The 15,531-nt window shown below is 66.4% G+C and carries 19 protein-coding genes, 1 tRNA gene and 1 pseudogene; 13 read left to right on the top strand and 8 right to left on the bottom strand.

Going from position 1 to position 15,531, the window contains the following annotated elements:
* The first annotated feature begins 12 nt into the window (after positions 1 to 12).
* Positions 13 to 819 (top strand): TatD family hydrolase, encoded by an 807-nt coding sequence (locus ACODRX_RS09465; protein ID WP_488871180.1) that lies wholly within the window; start codon positions 13 to 15, stop codon positions 817 to 819.
* Between the two features lie 8 nt (positions 820 to 827).
* A complete protein-coding gene (locus ACODRX_RS09460; protein WP_488871179.1) occupies positions 828 to 1,559 on the top strand; it encodes an ankyrin repeat domain-containing protein in 732 nt (243 codons plus the stop codon).
* Positions 1,560 to 1,655: 96 nt separating this feature from the next.
* Here the strand turns inward: ACODRX_RS09460 and msbA are convergent, their stop codons facing one another.
* Entirely contained in the window at positions 1,656 to 3,467 is a 1,812-nt protein-coding gene (msbA, locus tag ACODRX_RS09455) for a lipid A export permease/ATP-binding protein MsbA (RefSeq protein ID WP_488871177.1), read from the bottom strand.
* A 200-nt stretch (positions 3,468 to 3,667) separates the two neighbouring features.
* Here msbA and tolB point away from each other — a divergent pair, with 200 nt between their 5' ends.
* From tolB to ACODRX_RS09430, 5 genes are all read left to right on the top strand, one after another.
* Positions 3,668 to 4,984 (top strand): Tol-Pal system beta propeller repeat protein TolB, encoded by a 1,317-nt coding sequence (gene tolB, locus ACODRX_RS09450; RefSeq protein ID WP_488871175.1) that lies wholly within the window; start codon positions 3,668 to 3,670, stop codon positions 4,982 to 4,984.
* A gap of 73 nt (positions 4,985 to 5,057) precedes the next feature.
* Entirely contained in the window at positions 5,058 to 5,597 is a 540-nt protein-coding gene (pal, locus tag ACODRX_RS09445) for a peptidoglycan-associated lipoprotein Pal (RefSeq protein ID WP_488871173.1), read from the top strand.
* Positions 5,598 to 5,605: 8 nt separating this feature from the next.
* Positions 5,606 to 6,367, top strand: a complete 762-nt coding sequence (gene ybgF / locus ACODRX_RS09440; protein WP_488871171.1) for a tol-pal system protein YbgF — start codon at positions 5,606 to 5,608, stop codon at positions 6,365 to 6,367.
* Positions 6,367 to 7,188, top strand: a complete 822-nt coding sequence (locus ACODRX_RS09435; protein ID WP_488871170.1) for a tRNA threonylcarbamoyladenosine dehydratase — start codon at positions 6,367 to 6,369, stop codon at positions 7,186 to 7,188. Before ybgF ends, ACODRX_RS09435 begins: the two co-directional genes overlap by 1 nt.
* Positions 7,189 to 7,236: 48 nt before the next feature.
* Positions 7,237 to 7,312, top strand: a tRNA-Lys gene (locus ACODRX_RS09430).
* A gap of 24 nt (positions 7,313 to 7,336) precedes the next feature.
* Here the strand turns inward: ACODRX_RS09430 and ACODRX_RS09425 are convergent.
* The 4 genes and pseudogenes from ACODRX_RS09425 to rdgC form a co-directional block, all read right to left on the bottom strand.
* Entirely contained in the window at positions 7,337 to 7,609 is a 273-nt protein-coding gene (locus ACODRX_RS09425; protein ID WP_488871168.1) for a tyrosine-type recombinase/integrase, read from the bottom strand.
* Positions 7,610 to 8,034: 425 nt separating this feature from the next.
* A complete protein-coding gene (locus tag ACODRX_RS09420; protein WP_488871167.1) occupies positions 8,035 to 8,493 on the bottom strand; it encodes a DUF2442 domain-containing protein in 459 nt (152 codons plus the stop codon).
* Positions 8,490 to 8,720: a DUF4160 domain-containing protein gene (locus ACODRX_RS09415; RefSeq protein WP_488871166.1), complete on the bottom strand. Its 231-nt coding sequence runs from the start codon at positions 8,718 to 8,720 to the stop codon at positions 8,490 to 8,492. The genes ACODRX_RS09420 and ACODRX_RS09415 overlap by 4 nt, the downstream gene beginning before the upstream one ends.
* Positions 8,721 to 9,008: 288 nt before the next feature.
* A pseudogene (rdgC, locus tag ACODRX_RS09410) lies at positions 9,009 to 9,181 on the bottom strand (recombination-associated protein RdgC); the annotation flags it as partial.
* Here rdgC and ACODRX_RS09405 point away from each other — a divergent pair.
* The 5 genes from ACODRX_RS09405 to ACODRX_RS09385 all read left to right on the top strand — a co-directional run bounded on the left by ACODRX_RS09405 (position 9,172) and on the right by ACODRX_RS09385 (position 11,789).
* Positions 9,172 to 9,336, top strand: coding sequence for a hypothetical protein (locus tag ACODRX_RS09405; RefSeq protein WP_488871164.1), 165 nt, complete (start codon positions 9,172 to 9,174; stop codon positions 9,334 to 9,336). The pseudogene rdgC and the gene ACODRX_RS09405 overlap by 10 nt on opposite strands.
* Complete coding sequence (locus ACODRX_RS09400; protein WP_488871163.1) at positions 9,333 to 9,566, top strand: BrnT family toxin; 234 nt, start codon at positions 9,333 to 9,335, stop codon at positions 9,564 to 9,566. Before ACODRX_RS09405 ends, ACODRX_RS09400 begins: the two co-directional genes overlap by 4 nt.
* A gap of 89 nt (positions 9,567 to 9,655) precedes the next feature.
* Positions 9,656 to 10,153, top strand: coding sequence for a GNAT family N-acetyltransferase (locus ACODRX_RS09395; protein WP_488871162.1), 498 nt, complete (start codon positions 9,656 to 9,658; stop codon positions 10,151 to 10,153).
* A 222-nt stretch (positions 10,154 to 10,375) separates the two neighbouring features.
* On the top strand, positions 10,376 to 10,885 hold the full coding sequence (locus tag ACODRX_RS09390; protein ID WP_488871314.1) for a hypothetical protein: 510 nt from the start codon (positions 10,376 to 10,378) through the stop codon (positions 10,883 to 10,885).
* A gap of 175 nt (positions 10,886 to 11,060) precedes the next feature.
* The gene (locus ACODRX_RS09385) at positions 11,061 to 11,789 is read left to right on the top strand and encodes a response regulator transcription factor (RefSeq protein WP_488871160.1); all 729 of its coding nucleotides are present in this window, start codon (positions 11,061 to 11,063) and stop codon (positions 11,787 to 11,789) included.
* Positions 11,790 to 11,811: 22 nt separating this feature from the next.
* On the opposite strand, the gene ACODRX_RS09380 is transcribed toward ACODRX_RS09385, so the two are convergent.
* From ACODRX_RS09380 to ACODRX_RS09370, 3 genes are read right to left on the bottom strand one after another with little or no spacing between them, the layout of a single operon-like run.
* Positions 11,812 to 12,249 carry an RNA-binding S4 domain-containing protein gene (locus ACODRX_RS09380; RefSeq protein WP_488871159.1) on the bottom strand — a complete coding sequence of 146 codons (438 nt, stop codon included), beginning with the start codon at positions 12,247 to 12,249 and terminating at the stop codon, positions 11,812 to 11,814.
* A 27-nt stretch (positions 12,250 to 12,276) separates the two neighbouring features.
* Entirely contained in the window at positions 12,277 to 13,728 is a 1,452-nt protein-coding gene (locus tag ACODRX_RS09375; protein WP_488871158.1) for a sensor histidine kinase, read from the bottom strand.
* A 21-nt stretch (positions 13,729 to 13,749) separates the two neighbouring features.
* Positions 13,750 to 14,433, bottom strand: a complete 684-nt coding sequence (locus ACODRX_RS09370) for a response regulator (protein WP_488871157.1) — start codon at positions 14,431 to 14,433, stop codon at positions 13,750 to 13,752.
* A 131-nt stretch (positions 14,434 to 14,564) separates the two neighbouring features.
* On the opposite strand from ACODRX_RS09370, the gene ACODRX_RS09365 reads away from it, so the two are divergent.
* Positions 14,565 to 15,530 carry a Bug family tripartite tricarboxylate transporter substrate binding protein gene (locus tag ACODRX_RS09365; protein ID WP_488871156.1) on the top strand — a complete coding sequence of 322 codons (966 nt, stop codon included), beginning with the start codon at positions 14,565 to 14,567 and terminating at the stop codon, positions 15,528 to 15,530.
* Position 15,531 lies beyond the last annotated feature (1 nt).

The following is a 15,531-nucleotide window of genomic DNA, read 5'->3' as shown; positions in this document are numbered from 1 at the left end:
CCGTTTGATTTCATGTACACCGATTCCCACTGCCATTTGAATTTTCCCGAGCTGGCCGCGCAGCTGCCGGCCATCCGTGAGGCCATGCAGGCGGCGCAGGTCACGCGCGCGCTGTGCATCAGCACCACGATGGAAGAGTTTCCCCAGGTGCATGCGCTGGCCACCGGCTACGACAACTTCTGGTGCAGCGTGGGCGTGCACCCCGATACCGAGGGGCTGATCGAGCCCTCGGTCGCCGACCTGGTGGCCTGCTCGGCCCTGCCCCGGGTGGTGGCCATCGGCGAGACCGGGCTGGACTACTACGGCATGGAGGACCGCAAGGGCGGGCGCAGCATTGCCGACCTGGAGTGGCAGCGCGAGCGCTTTCGGGTGCACATCCGCGCCGCGCGGCAGGTGGGCAAGCCGCTGATCATCCACACCCGCAGCAGCTCGGACGACACCTTGCGCCTGCTGCGCGAGGAGGGCGAGAGCGGCGCGGCCGGCAGCGCCGGCGGCGTGTTCCACTGCTTCACCGAGACCATGCAGGTGGCGCGCGCCGCGCTGGACCTGGGCTTCTACATCTCGTTCTCGGGCATCGTCACCTTCAAGAGCGCGCAGGAGCTGCGCGAGGTGGCCGCCTTCGTGCCGCTCGATCGCATGCTGATCGAGACCGACAGCCCCTATCTCGCGCCGGTGCCGTACCGCGGCAAGACCAACAACCCTTCGTACGTGCCCTATGTGGCGCAGCAGATCGCCCAGCTGCGCGGCCTGCCGCTGGAGCGCGTGGCCGAGGCCACGAGCACGAATTTCGACCGCCTGTTTCCGGGAGTGCTGGCATGAAACCTTGGATGCAAAGACGCCGCTTCGTGGCAGGGGCGGCGCTGGCCGTGTTGGGCGCAGGCGCGGCGCTGCTCGCCGGCTGTGCGGCCCCTTCGGGTGGCTTGGGTGGCTCGGGGGGCTCGCATGAGGCCTTCTTCACCTACATCATCCGCGACGATGCCCCCGGCATCCGCGCGCTGGTGGGGATGGGGTTCGATCCCAACACCACCAACCAGCGCGGCGAGACCGGGCTCACCCAGGCGTTCAAGCAGGAATCCTACCGCGCCGCGCAAGGCCTGATAGCACTGCCGCAGACCGATGTGAACCGCGCCAACAGCAAGGGCGAGACGCCGCTGATGATGGCCGCGATCAAGGGCCAGCTCGGCCTTGCGCAGCAGCTGATCGAGCGCGACGCCGATGTGAACAAGACCGGCTGGACGCCGCTGCACTACGCGGTCTCGGTGCCCAGCGAGGACGGCTCCGACCTGAAGATGGTGGCGCTGCTGCTGCAGCACAGCGCCTATATCGACGCCGAGTCGCCCAACGGCACCACGCCGCTGATGATGGCGGCCCAGTACGGCACGCGCAGCGCGGTGCAGCTGCTGCTGGACGAGGGGGCCGACCCGGCGCTGAAGAACCAGCAGGGCCTCACCGCCAAGGACTTCGCGCTGCGCGTGGACCGCCAGGAAGTGGTGCGCTGGCTGGAGCAGGCGCAGCGCAAGAAGGCGCCGCAGGCGCCACGCGTACGCAGCCAGTGGTAAAAAGGATAGCTGCTGGCGCTTGATGGGTAAGGTTTTCAGGTATTTTATACCTGAAATCCCCGTGTATAAAGCGTAAAAAGCTATTGTTTTTGATGCTCAGCTGGGCCGGCTTTGCAGCCGCGCATACAGGCCGCCCAGCGCCAGCAACTCGGCATGCGTGCCCTGCTCGACGATGCTGCCGCGCTCCATCACCACCACGCGGTCGGCATGCTCGATGGTGGACAGGCGGTGCGCGATCACCAGCGTGGTGCGGTCCTTCATCAGGCGCGAGAGGGCGTCCTGCACCAGGCGCTCCGATTCGGTGTCGAGCGCCGAGGTGGCCTCGTCGAGGATCAGGATGGGCGCATCCTTGTACAGCGCGCGCGCGATCGCCAGGCGCTGGCGCTGCCCGCCCGACAGCTGCGAGGCATTGTGCCCGACCAGCGTGTCGATCCCCTGCGGCAGGCTGTCGACGAAGCCCTGCAGGTTGGCCGCGGCCAGGCAGGCCCGCAGCCTGGCGGCATCCACCTCGGCGCCCAGCGCCACGTTGGCCGCCACCGTGTCGTTGAACATCACCACATCCTGGCTCACCAGCGCGAACTGGCTGCGCAGCGTGGGCAGATCCCATTGCTCGATGGCCACGCCGTCCACGGCCACCGAACCGCCGGTAGGCGCGACGAAGCGCGGCAGCACGTTGACCAGCGTGGTCTTGCCCGCGCCGGACGGGCCCACCAGCGCCACCACCTCGCCGGGGCGGATGCTGAGCGACAGGTGCTGCAGCGCCGGCGCCTTCTCGCTGCCGTCCCGGCCATAGGCCACGCTCAGGTCGCGCAGCTCGATCGCGCCGCGCACCTGCGCCGGCTTGAAGCTGCCGCCGGTCTCGGCCGGCACCTCGCCGAGCAGGCCCAGGCCGCGCTCCAGCGCCGCCACGCCGCGGGTGATGGGGTTGGCCACATCGGCCAGGCGGCGGATCGGGGCGATCAGCATCAGCATCGCCGAGATGAAAGCCACGAAGCCGCCCACCGTCACGTCCTTGGCACTGATACCGGTGCTGCGGCTTTGCCACAGCGCGATGCAGATCACCACCGACAGCGCCACCGCGGCCAGCAGCTGGGTGAGCGGCGTCATCGCCGCCGAGGCGATCGTGGCCTTGATCGCCAGCTGGCGCAGCCGCTTGCTCAGCGCGACGAAGCGCGCCACCTGGCCTTGCTCGGCCGCGTGCAGGCGCACCATGCGGTGGGCGAGCACGTTCTCCTCGACCACATAGGCCAGCTCGTCGGTGGCCTGCTGGCTGCTCTTGGTGATGTGGTACAGGCGCCGCGACAGCGTCTTCATGATCCACGACACGCCCGGCAGCAGCACGGCCACGATCAGCGTCAGCTGCCAGTTGAGGTAGAGCAGGTACATCAGCAAGGCCACCACGGTGAAGCCGTCGCGCGACAGGCTCAGCAGCGCCTGCACCAGCAGCGTGGAGCCGTTCTGCACCTCGTAGACCACGGTGTTGGACAGGATGCTCGCCGACTGGCGCGAGAACAGCCCCAGGTCGGCATTGAGCACGCGCGAGAACAGGTTCTCGCGCAGCCGCATCATCCCGTCATTGGCGATGCGCGCCAGCGCATACTGGTTCACGAACTGGCCGATGCCGCGCACCAGGAAAACGCCAACAATCGTCACCGGCACCATCCACAGCGCCAGCGTGCCGCTGGTGAAGCCCTTGTCCAGCAGGGGCTTGAGCAGCGCGGGAATCGCCGGCTCGGTCGCCGCGACCACCACGGTGGCCAGCACCGCCAGCACCCAGGTCCAGCGCTGGTAGCCGAAGTAGGGCGCCAGCCGCGACAGGCGCTGGCGCAGCGAAAGCTCATTCACCTTGGCGGCGGCGTCGGGGGGGCTGGATGCCTGAGCGGAAGATGGTTTTTCTATTGTGGACATGGGTCGGAGATTCTAGAATGCGCGCCAATCGCCTGGAACCGGTTCCGGCGTATGGAAAAATTGCGCACCACGTAACAGAGCTTACGCAAACGGGGGTGCATGGAGCCTGCACTCCCCGGGGAGATGCTTGCTGATGCAAGATTTGCGAAGTTGTGATTCTCCTACGTACATGATGCGCATCGCATATATGATGGCCGGCAATGACTACTAATCGCTTTCCCTTGGTTTCGCTCTCCTCGGTTTTGCCTCCATTGCACCGCCGCCTTATTCTCGGTGCCGCCCTCGCGGCCCCCGCGCTGCCCGCGCTGGCGCAGTTCAAGGTGGAGATCAGCGGCATTGGCGTCAAGCAGACACCCATCGCGGTCGCACCCTTCCGGGGCGAAGCCCAGTCGCCACAGCGCATCTCGGCCATCGTGCTGGCCGACCTGGAGCGCAGCGGCCTGTTTCGCAGCGTAGACGCCAGCGGCGAGCAGCTCGACGAATCCTCGCGGCCCGACCTGTCCACCTGGAAGCAGAAAGCCGCCGAAGCCCTGGCCGCCGGCAGCGTCAGCCGCACCGCGGACGGCCGCTTCGACGTGCGCTTTCGCCTGTGGGACGTGGTGCAGGGCCAGGACCTGGGCGGGCAAAGCTACCAGGTGCCGCAGGCCGACCTGCGCCTGGTGGCCCACAAGATTGCCGACTACATCTATGAAAAGCTCACTGGCGAGAAGGGCGTGTTCTCCACCCGCATCGCCTACGTGACCAAGAGCGGCTCGCGCTACACGCTGTGGGTGGCCGATTCGGACGGCGAGAACGCCCAGTCGGCCCTCTCCAGCCCCGAGCCCATCATCTCGCCGGCCTGGTCGCCGTCGGGCACGCAGCTCGCCTACGTGTCGTTCGAATCGCGCAAGCCGGTGGTCTACGTGCACGAGGTATCCTCGGGCCGGCGGCGCCTGGTGGCCAACTTCCGTGGCTCCAACAGCGCGCCCGCCTGGTCGCCCGACGGCCGCTCGCTGGCGGTGACGCTCAGCCGCGACGGCGGCTCGCAGCTCTACACCATCAGCCCCAACGGCGGCGAGCCGCGCCGCCTCACGCAAAGCAGCGGCATCGACACCGAGCCGACCTATTCGCGGGACGGGCGCTACATCTACTTCGTCAGCGACCGCGGCGGCGCGCCGCAGATCTACCGCATCGGCGCGAGCGGCGGCAGCGCCGAGCGCGTGACCTTCAGCGGCTCCTACAACATCTCCCCGGCCATCAGCCCGGATGGCAAGACGCTGGCCTACATCTCGCGCATTGGCGGTGCCTATAAGCTGCAGGTCATGGACCTGGCCTCGGGCACGGTGGCATCGGTGACCGACACCGCCGCCGACGAAAGCCCCAGCTTTGCGCCCAACAGCAAGCTCATCGTGTATGCCACGCGCCAGGGCGGCCGTGATGCCCTGATGACCACCACGCTCGACGGCAAGATCAAGGCGCGGCTGGCTGGACAGAATGGCGACATCCGGGAGCCCGACTGGGGCCCGTATCAGCCCTGACTTGCATTGGTTGGTTTGTCGCATCAAGCGATCTGTTGATCTGTTTTTGTTCGAGGATTTTTTGGAGAGTCGTATGTTGTCGTTGAAAAAAGCTTCTTTGGCAGTGCTCGTCGCTGCCGTGCTGGCCGGCTGCAGTTCCGCACCGTCGCTGGACAAGGCCCCCGTGGAGGACAAGGGTGCCACTTCCACCACCAACAACGGTGCGGGATCCGGCGCCGCAGGCCAGAGCGGTGTCTCGGGCGTGGACCTGAACAACAGCGCCGCCAACGGCCAGGGCCCGGTCGGCGCCGCGCGCATCATCTACTTCGGCTTCGACAGCTACACCGTCAAGCCCGAAGACCAGTCCACGCTGGATGCCCATGCCCGCTTCTTGAAGGCCAACCCGTCGCGCAAGGTCATGCTCGAAGGCAATACCGACGAGCGCGGCGGCAGCGAATACAACCTGGCCCTGGGTCAAAAGCGTGCCGAGGCCGTGCGCCGCGCGCTGGGCGTGCTGGGCGTGCAGGACAGCCAGATGGAGGCGGTGAGCTTCGGCAAGGAAAAGCCCGCGGTCCAGGGCGCATCCGAAGACGCCTACGCGCAGAACCGCCGTGTTGAGCTGAACTACCGCTGATACCGCCGATGAGCCTCGCCCGCCGCATTCCCCGTTCCGTCGCGCTCGCAGCCCTGGTGCTGTGCAGCGGGGTATCCCACGCCGCATTGTTCGAAGACACGGATGCACGCCACGCCATCATCGAATTGCGCCAGCGCGTGGACCAGTTGACCCAGAGCAATTCGCGCAATGGCGAAGACACCTCGCAGGTGCGCCGCAGCCTGCTGGACTTCCAGTCCCAGCTCGACGCGCTGCGCAACGACGTGGCCACGCTGCGCGGCGAGAACGAGGCCCTGCGGCGGCAGGTGGCCGAACTGCAGCGCGGCCAGAAGGACCTGGCCAAGGGCATGGACGACCGGCTGCGCCAGTTCGAGCCCGCCAGCGTCACCATCGATGGCCAGGAGTTCAAGGCCGAGCCCGCGGAGAAGAGCGATTTCGAGGCTGCGCTGAACATCTTCCGCGCCGGCAAGTTCACCGATGCGGCCCAGGCCTTCAGCACCTTCGTGCAGCGCTACCCGCAAAGCGGGTACCTGCCGTCGGCGCGCTTTTGGCTGGGCAATGCCCAGTACGCGAATCGCGACTACAAGTCGGCCATCGACAACTTCAAGCAGATCCTGGCGACCGCGCCCAAGCACCTGCGCGCGCCCGATTCGGCGCTGTCCATCGCCAACTGTCAGATCGAGCTGAAAGACACCAAGGCGGCCCGCAAGACCCTCGAAGACCTGGTCAAGGCCTACCCCGAGACCGAAGCGGCCAACGCCGCCAAGGAACGCCTGTCCAAGCTCAAGTAATGCAGCAGCCGATCGAGCCCGCCGAGGGCGGCGCCATCGACCTGCAGCGGCGCTTTGGCGGCCTGCAGCGCCTGTACGGCATGGAGCCGGCGCAGCGCATCACCCGTGCCAGCGTGGCCGTGGTCGGCATCGGCGGCGTTGGCTCATGGGCCGCCGAGGCGCTGGCGCGCAGCGGCGTTGCGCGGCTGCGCCTCATCGACCTGGACAACGTCGCCGAATCCAACATCAACCGCCAGATCCAGGCCCTGACCGGCACCGTGGGCATGGCCAAGGTCGATGCGATGCGCGCGCGCATCGCGCAGATCAACCCCCACTGCCGCGTGGACGTGGTCGAGGACTTCGTCACCGCCGACAACTGCGCCGAACTGCTGGCCGGCGTCGATGCCTTCATCGACGCCTGCGACCAGGTCAGGGCCAAGGCCGCGATGGCGGCCTGGGCGCGCCGGGCCGCGGTGTTTGCGGTGCATGTGGGCGCCGCGGGCGGCAAGCGCCTGGCCCACTTGGTGCAGACGGACGACCTGGCCACGGCAACGCACGACCCCTTGCTCGCGCAAATGCGCTACCGCATGCGCAAGGACTACGGCGCGCCCAAGGATGGCAAGAAGATGAAGATCACCTGCGTCTTCAGCAAGGAAGCCGTGCGCGGGCCCGACGCCTCGTGCGCCGTGGACGGCGCAAGCGATGCCGTGGGCGATGGCTCGCTCAACTGCCACGGCTACGGCTCCTCGGTCGCGGTCACCGCCACCTTCGGCATGTGCGCCGCCAGCCTGGTCTTCGAAAGATTGGCGGCAGAACAGAAGGCGCCGAAAACCAAGTTATAATCTCAGGCTGTCAGGATTTTGGGCTGATGAAGCCGCAATGAAAGACACGGGTCTTTAGCTCAGCCGGTAGAGCAGCGGACTTTTAATCCGTTGGTCGCGAGTTCGAATCTCGCAGGACCCACCATGTAATTCAATAAGTTAGCCGCTTTTAAGCGGCTTTCTTTTTTGGTGGTATGCGGGCTTTTTTGCCAACCAACGCAACGGCGCTTTTGAGTGGCTTCGTGGCTAGATGACTGTACCGCTTGGTGCTGATCGCGGACTTATGCCCCAACACTCCGCCTACTGTATAGAGATCAACTCCTGCATTGATCATCTCGCTTGCCGTGCTGTGCCGCAAGTCGTGCAGGCGGGCGTGTCCATAGCCAGCGGCCCTGGCTCCCGCCTTGAATGCTTTGCTCGCCGTCCACTTTGTCGGGCGCACCTGCCATGCACACGCACTGCGCTGGGAAAATCACTGGCAGCCATGCACCCATAGATCACGCTGCGGCCCAAGCCGGTGAGAAACATCACGGCATCAATGCGTAGCAGGCGCTCCCGGTGGCTGCCTTGCAGCTACGCATGTGTCAGCACGGCGGCGGGTGGCTTCTCGACTGCGCGCGGCGGGGGCGTGGAGGGGGCTTCGGGTGATTCCTGGCGGGTTACCACCCCTCTTGCGTGTCCCTGCAGCTGGTCAGCGCCGCGCAGGCGCGCGCGCAATGCCCCTGCCCATGCCGCCAATCGGTCTGCCCATTGCGGGCATGTGGCCTGGCACTGCTGGCCGGCGGCCGAACGTGACAAAGCCCGCTCTGGGCGGGCCTTAGGTGGTCGGTGGCGGCGGTGGCCTACCCGCGGCGGTGGTGCCGGATGCTATGCGGCGAGCTGGAATCGTTCATCGTGCTCCGCGTGCGTCCAGCCGATGCAGGCCAGGGCCACGGTACGAGGTACCACCTTCTCGCCGCTCAGGTAGTACCCCAGCATGCGCCGCGACAGGCCTAGCACGTCGGCAGCCTGCTGCTGGGTGAGTTTGTGCCGGTGCATCAGTTGCAGCAGATCCTCATGCGAGAACCCACCGGCCTGTTCGACAGCGCGGGCGCGCAGGTTGTCGGCGGCCATTTCCAGTTCATTGGTACCCCATGTCACCGTGCCTCCCCAGGCGCCCAGCTTGGCGCGCTTGAACACGGCTGGATCGGCCAGGGCCGCCAATGTCGGGTACCTCTTGATGATGGCTGACAGGTCCACATCGAACTCCGCACCGTCTTCGAATTCGAGGTGCAGCACGTGGCCAGCCTTGGCCTTGACGGCCACCAGAGTGAATGCCTTGCTCATGGGTTCAGTTCCTTCCATTTGAGGTCCAACAACTCGACGTTTGCACGCGCCCAGTTCATGGGCTCCGCCAGCTCACGCGAGGGGATCGCGCCGCGCAACACTTCCAGGCTGGCAATCACCACCAGGGCTTCGCGGCCATCGTTCATGCGCACATGGAAGTGCGGAGGCAGGTGGTCACCAGCGTACATGTCGATGGTGCTTTGCGTGAGTCGTGCGAGTGTCGGCATGGATTCTATTATATGTGCAACTATTGCACTGTGCAATGGTTGCACAATAAAGGCTGCAATTTCCCGTCCAGCCAATCCGCTATGCCATCGCCCGGGTTGCCGGATTCTCGAAAAAGCCGAAGGGCCGAGCAAGCCAGAGTTGCACATGCTCGAAGACTGCCTTGGATGCGCCAAGCCATGGCGCTCATCATGCTCTACACCCCTCTGCGGCATAGGGCAGTGTCATGCGCATGTATGCCGTCATGTATGCCAAGGAAATTTCATGGCTTCGGTCGTGTGCCCCAGAAGCGCCTGGGGATCGATCCATACCCACGTGCCGCCCTGTTTGGTGAAGGCCATGGGCAGCAGATCAAGCTTGATTTCATCCTTGAGCTCCTGTGCCTCCTTCTTGCCGGGCTTGCGGCCCTCTCAATCTGCGCCACTTTTTCCTTGGGCTTGCGCGCGAGCACCGATGCAGGCATCGTTCATTGAGTCAGCCACCAGGGCCGCGTTTGGTTCTGCCCATGAAGACCATGTACTGATGCAGGAGACATTGCAGCCGGCCTTCCTGAAAGAGCTGGAGCGGCTGATCGACGAAAAGCTCGCCGTCATGAAGCCAAGCGGCAAAAGGCGTTGACCGAGCGAGGTTTGGACTTTGCCCGCGCTGCCGATGTGTTTGCAGGCAGGCATTTCACGGCGGAGGACTTGCGAGAGGACGACAGCGAGCCGCGCTGCATCACCGTGGGGCAACTCGATGAGCGGATGGTTGTCATGGTGTGGACACCGCGCGGCGAGGCCCGCCGCATTATCAGCATGAGGAAGGCCAATGAGCGCGAACAAGCACGCTACGCCCACAGAGTGGGTTGATCCGGACGATGCACCGGAGCTGACAGATGCATTCTTCGAGCAGCCTCATTGCACGGCATGGGGCTATAGTGGCTTGCTTTGGAGGTACTGTGGCCAACGTGATCATTCGGCGCTTGACCGTGGGCGATGCCGTGGCATTCCGTGAGATAAGGCTCGCCGCACTGAGGAAATCTCCCGAAATGTTCGGCTCCGTCTATGAACGCGAGGTCAAGAAGGGCATGGAGGCATTTGTGGAGCGCCTCGAGTATTCATCGGTGTTCGGCGCATACCAGGGTGGGGTGCTTGCGGGCCTGGCGGTCTTGACGCAAGAAGACGGCCCCAAGGATGCCCACAAGGCGCACCTGTCCAGTGTTTTTGTCCAGCCCGAAATGCGGGGTAGAGGCGCCGCTGATGCCCTGCTGGGGGCGGCCATCGACTGCGGCCGCGAGTGCGTGGAGCAGATCATGCTGTCGGTGGTGGAGAGCAACTTGCCAGCGATCCGCCTCTACGAAAAGCACGGCTTCAAGGCTTACGGGGTGGAGCCGCGAGCGCTGAAGGTCGACTCGGCATATGTCAATGAGGTGTTGATGGCGCTGATGCTGCGCTGAATGCGCTGCGCGAAGCTGCCTGAACTCCCAGATTGGCGTGCCGCGCGTGGGCCGGCGCATCGGAGAATGCCTGTGCCGTCTGCGGCGCTGCCGGGCAGCCGACCTCTGTGCGAATGCTTCCAGATGCAGCAGCCGCTCTCCTACAAGAGGCGCGCGCTGCGGGCCGAACAATACGGCTGCATCTGCATCGCTTCTTGCCAGCCGTTCGCTACCCATTGCCCTATGAAATTCGCGCATGCCGTATTCATGGCCATACATTGCGTTATGGCGGGAATGTTCACCCTCTGCGCCATCGGCCTGCTGTGGATCGCCGGGGGGAAGGGTTGGACCGCCTTGCACAATGGGCTTGGCCAGGACGAGATGTTCAAGCTGGTCGAGGCGCTGGGCGTGCTGGCGGCCAGCGTGGTGGCGCTGCAGATCGCGCAGACCATCCTGGAGGAAGAGGTGGTGCGTGACACGCATATCAGCGGCCCCACGCGCGTGCGCCGTTTTCTCTCGCGGTTCCTGGTGGTGCTGGTCGTGGCGCTCGCCGTCGAAGCCCTGATCACCACCTTCAAGGCCGCCGAAGACCATGGCTTGATACTCAATGCATCGGCCCTGATCGTGGCGGTCGGGGTCTTGCTCGCGGGCTGGGGCGCGTTCATTCGCTGCAACACCGCCGCCGAAAGGCTGGAGCCCGAGGCCATGGAGGATGCCAAGAAGGAGGACTCCAAGGTGCAGGGCGAGAGGTGAGGCCTCGACGCCGCAGGCCACGCATGGCCAGGCCATCTGCCTTTCATCCCCCAACTGTTCGGGGGTAGTTGCGCCAGGCCATGTTCAAGAAATATGCGGAATGCGCTCTTGCAGTGCGGTATTCCTATAATCGAAAGATTGACTGCGATAAATATTTTCTTCGTATAGATTTTTCATGCAAGCCCTGTCCGCTCTGCCGCAATCCACCGTTGCCGTCATCGGTGCCGATGACGGCCTTCGCGCCGCGATATGCGGCATTTTGCAGCAAGCCGGTTTGCAGGCCTGGGGAGCGCCGTGCGCGGAGGATTTCTATGTCAGCCTGCTGCACAGCAAGGCGGACCTGGTGATTGCGGATGGGGCCCGTGCCGATGCCCATGGCCGGGCTCTGGTGCGGCGCCTGGCGGCGCAAGGGGTGCCGACTGTCCTGCTCATGCCCCGGGGCGATCTGCAGGGCCGCATTGCGGGGCTGGAGGCCGGGGCGCTGCAGTGCCATGCCAGATCGGTGGATCTGCGCGAGCTGGCCGCGGGCGTGCGCGCCATCCTGCGCTATACCCATCCAGGCGAGGGGGAAAGCGGGCCGGCGCAGGGCGAAAAAGGGGGCGCGGCCTCGTGGCGGATAGAGCAGCGCTCGGCGCGCTTGCTGGCACCCAATCAGCAGGCGGTGCCGCTAACCTACAACGAGCTGTCGCTGCTGCAGGCCCTGTTCGCGGCCCGCGGCGAGCTGGTGGGCAAGGCCGATCTGTTGCGCGCCATGGCGTGCCAGCACGACAAGGATGCCTTCCACCGCGTCGAGTCGCTGCTCACCCGCCTGCGGCGCAAGACGCAGCTGTCCACCGGCATGGCCTTGCCGGTGCGCAATGTGTTCGGCAAGGGCTTCATTCTTGAGGTAGAGCCGCACGCCTAGCGTCCAGGCCCTGGCGACGGCATCACTCCTCGTGCGAGGCGCTCCAGCGGTTGTTCCAGCGGGTGGCGCGGTCCATGTCGCGGCGGTCGCGCTTGGTGGGGCGGCCGGCGGCGATGGTGTCGGCCGGCTCGGGCGCGAGGCGGCGCTGCTCGGCGGCTTGCTGGCGCGCGGCGATGCTGTCGGCGCTTTCCTCGTACAGCTGCTGGGCCACCGGCGCGGGACCACGGTAGTTGGAGAGCTGGCGCACGACGACGGTGCGCGCCACGCTGCCCTGGCGCAGCGCGATGGTGTCGCCGGCGCGGATCTCCTTGGCGGCCTTGGCCGCCTGGGCGTTCACCGTGACGCGGCCCTTGCCGATTTCCTCGACGGCGAGGGCCCGCGTCTTGTAGAAGCGCGCGCACCACAGCCATTTGTCCAGGCGCATGGAGGTGGTGAGGGCAGGGGTTTCGTGTGCCGTCATGGGGTCGATGAAAAACGGTGACTGATGCTACATGGGGGCGGCTGGCGGAAATACCACCACCGTGTCCAGCCCCACGGTCTGGCCTTGCTCGCTGCGGTTTTGCAGCTGGATGGTGGCGCCGCAGGCCTGCGCGATTTCGTGGCAGATGGCCAGGCCCAGGCCGGTGCCGCCGGGCCTGCCGCCGCTGGCGGTGGCAAAGGGCTGGAACAGTCGGGCCTGCATCTCCGGGCTCAGGCCCGGGCCATGGTCGCGGATGCACAGCCGCACCTGCCCGTTGGCCATGTGGCGCGGCGTGGTGTGCAGGCTGACTTCGAGCGGCGCCTCGGGCGGCGAATGCTGGATGGCGTTGTGCAGCAGGTTGCGCAGCAGCTCGCGCAGCATCCAGTGGTGGGCGCGCACGCGCAGCGGCTGCGCATCCAGCGCGAACTGCAGGTTCTTGTCGGCGATCAGCGGCGACAGCTCGATCACCATGCCGCGCAGGATCTCGGTCAGGTCTTCGTCCTGCGGTGGCGCTTCTTGGCGCATCTGCTCGATCTTGGCGAGCGACAGCATCTGGTTGGCCAACTGCGTGGCGCGCTCGACGGTGGCGGCGATCTCGGCCAGCGCCTCGGGCGCGGGCAGGTCGCCGCGCTGTGCCGACTGCACCTGGGTCTTGAGCACGGCCAGCGGCGTGCGCAGCTGGTGCGAGGCGTCGCGCACAAAGCGTTTCTGGTGGCGCAGCAGGTGCGCGAGCCGCGCCATCACCTGGTTGGTGGCATCGGCCAGCGGGCGGATTTCGCGCGGCGTGTCTGCGGGAATGCGCAGCGCCGACAGGTCGTCGCCCGAGCGCTCGGTGAGCTGGCGGCTGAGCTGCAGCACCGGCTGCGTGGAGCGGCGCACCACGGCCAGCACCACGATGGCGATGCAGGCGAACAGTAGGCCTTGCTTGATGAGCGTGGCGATCAGGATCTGGCGGGCCAGCGATTCGCGCTGCTCCAGTGTCTCGGCTACCTGGATCACCGCCATGCCACGCCCGCTGGCGCTGGCTACTGGCTGCAGCAGCGCGGCCACGCGCACCGGCATGCCGCGAAAGCGGGTGTCGTAGAAGTCCACCAGCGCCGCATAGGCGGGGCGCTGCGGGATGCTGCCCTTCCAGGCGGGCAGCTCGGCAAAGCCCGAGATCATCTCGCCCTGCAGCGTGGAGACGCGGTAGAACATGCGCGTCTGGTTGTCGGCCTCGAAGGCCTCCAGCGCCGAGTACGGCACGGTGGAGCTGACGATGGCCAGATCGTCGTAGCCCTGCACATCGAGCTGCTCGCTGATGACCTTGGCCGACGCCAGCAGGCTGCGGTCATAGGCGGTGTTGAGCGCGTCGAGCGATTGCCGGTACAGGCTGGTGGTGTTGTAGAGCACGAAGACCACCACGGGCAGCAAAATGCCCCACAGCAGGTCGCGGCGGATGGAGCGCGTGCGCAGCAGGGGCAGGGCGGGGGCGGACACGGGTGCAGGCGGATGGTAGCTTCAGCCCACCTTGAGCAGGTAGCCCAGCCCGCGCAGGGTCATCAGCTGCAGCCCGGTGGCGGCCAGTTTCTTGCGCAGGCGGTAGGCCACGACCTCGACGGCTTCGAGCTGCACCTCGGCCTCGCCGGCGAACACCGCGGCAAACAGCCGCTCCTTGGTGACGGCCTGGCCGAGCTGCTGCATCAAGGCCTTGAGCAGGGCCACCTCGCGCGGCGACAGCTCCAGCAGCTCGCTGCCCAGGTAGAAGGCGCCGGCCGCCTTGTCGTAGCGCACGCCGCCCGCGCCGAGGGCGTCCTGCTCGGGGCGCAGGGCGGCATCGTCGGGCTTGGCGCGGCGCACCAGGGCGCGCAGCCGCGCCTCCAGCTCGTCCAGGTCGAAGGGCTTGGCCAGGTAGTCATCGGCGCCGGTATTGAGCCCGAGCACGCGGTCGCCCACAGTGCCGCGCGCGGTGAGGATCAGCACCGGTGTGACCCAACCCCGGCCGCGGGCCGAGGCCAGCACCTCCAGCCCGTCCATGCCCGGCAGCGACAGGTCCAGCACCACCGCATCGGGCCTGGCGGCCTGCCAGGCATTCAGCGCGAGCGCGCCGTCGCCCACCGCGGTCACATGGATGCCGCGCCGCGACAAGGTGCGCTGCAGCGTGGCCTGCATCGCGGCATCGTCCTCGATCAAAAGCAATTGCATGCGCGAACCTTAGCATTGAACCATCGGGTTGCGCGTTTTCCCTAGGAATTGAGGCCCCGGGTGACAGCCAGATGACAGCTTGGACTCCGATGATCACGGCTGTCGGAAAACCATTCAACGAGGAGACAGCCATGCGTCGTGACCAATTCCTGAAATCGCTGGCGGCCATGGCCGCCGTGGGCGCGCTGCCGCTGGCGGCGCGTGCGGCCGCCAACCTGAAGATGCTGCTGCCCGCCAACCCCGGCGGCGGCTGGGACACCACCGGCCGCGCCCTGGGCAAGGCACTGCAGGAGGCCGGCGTGGCCGGCTCGGTGACCTACGACAACAAGGGCGGCGCGGCCGGCGCCATCGGCCTGGCGCAGTTCGTCAACGGCAGCAAGGGCGACGGCAACGCCATGATGGTGATGGGCGCGGTGATGCTCGGCGGCATCATCACCGGCAAGCCGCCGGTGGATCTGAACCAGGCCACGCCGCTGGCGCGCCTGACCAGCGAGTACAACGTGTTCGTGCTGCCGGCCAACTCGCCCTACAAGAGCATGGCCGAGGTGATCGCCCAGCTCAAGAAAGACCCGGGCAGCATCAAGTGGGGCGGCGGCTCGCGCGGCTCGACCGAGCACATCGCCGCCGCCATGATCGCCAAGGCGGTGGGCGTGGATCCGTCCAAGATCAACTATGTGGCCTTCCGCGGGGGCGGCGAGGCGATTGCCGCCATCCTGGGCGGCAATGTGACGGTGGGCGGCAGCGGCTTCAGCGAGTTCGCCGAATACATCGCCGCCAAGAAGATGCGCCCGATCGCGGTGACCTCGGCCAAGCGCCTGGACGGCGTGGACGTGCCCACGCTGAAGGAGCAGGGCATCGACGTGGAGATCGGCAACTGGCGCGGCGTGTACGGCGCGCCTGGCATCAGCGCCGAGCAGCGCAAGAACCTGATCGACATGATCGACAAGGCCATGAAGACCAAGAGCTGGGCCGAGTCGGTGAAGAAGAACGATTGGACGCCCGCCTGGCTGGCCGGCGACGACTTCAGCAAGTTCGTGACCGCCGAGTTCGCCAGCCTGCGCGACACCATGACCCGCGCCGGCATGGTGCAGGGCTGAC

The sequence above is a fragment of the Comamonas sp. FG99 genome (genome assembly GCF_057808605.1).
The sequence above is the reverse complement of the archived record's forward strand: the minus strand, read 5'-3'. Positions and strand labels throughout refer to the sequence as shown.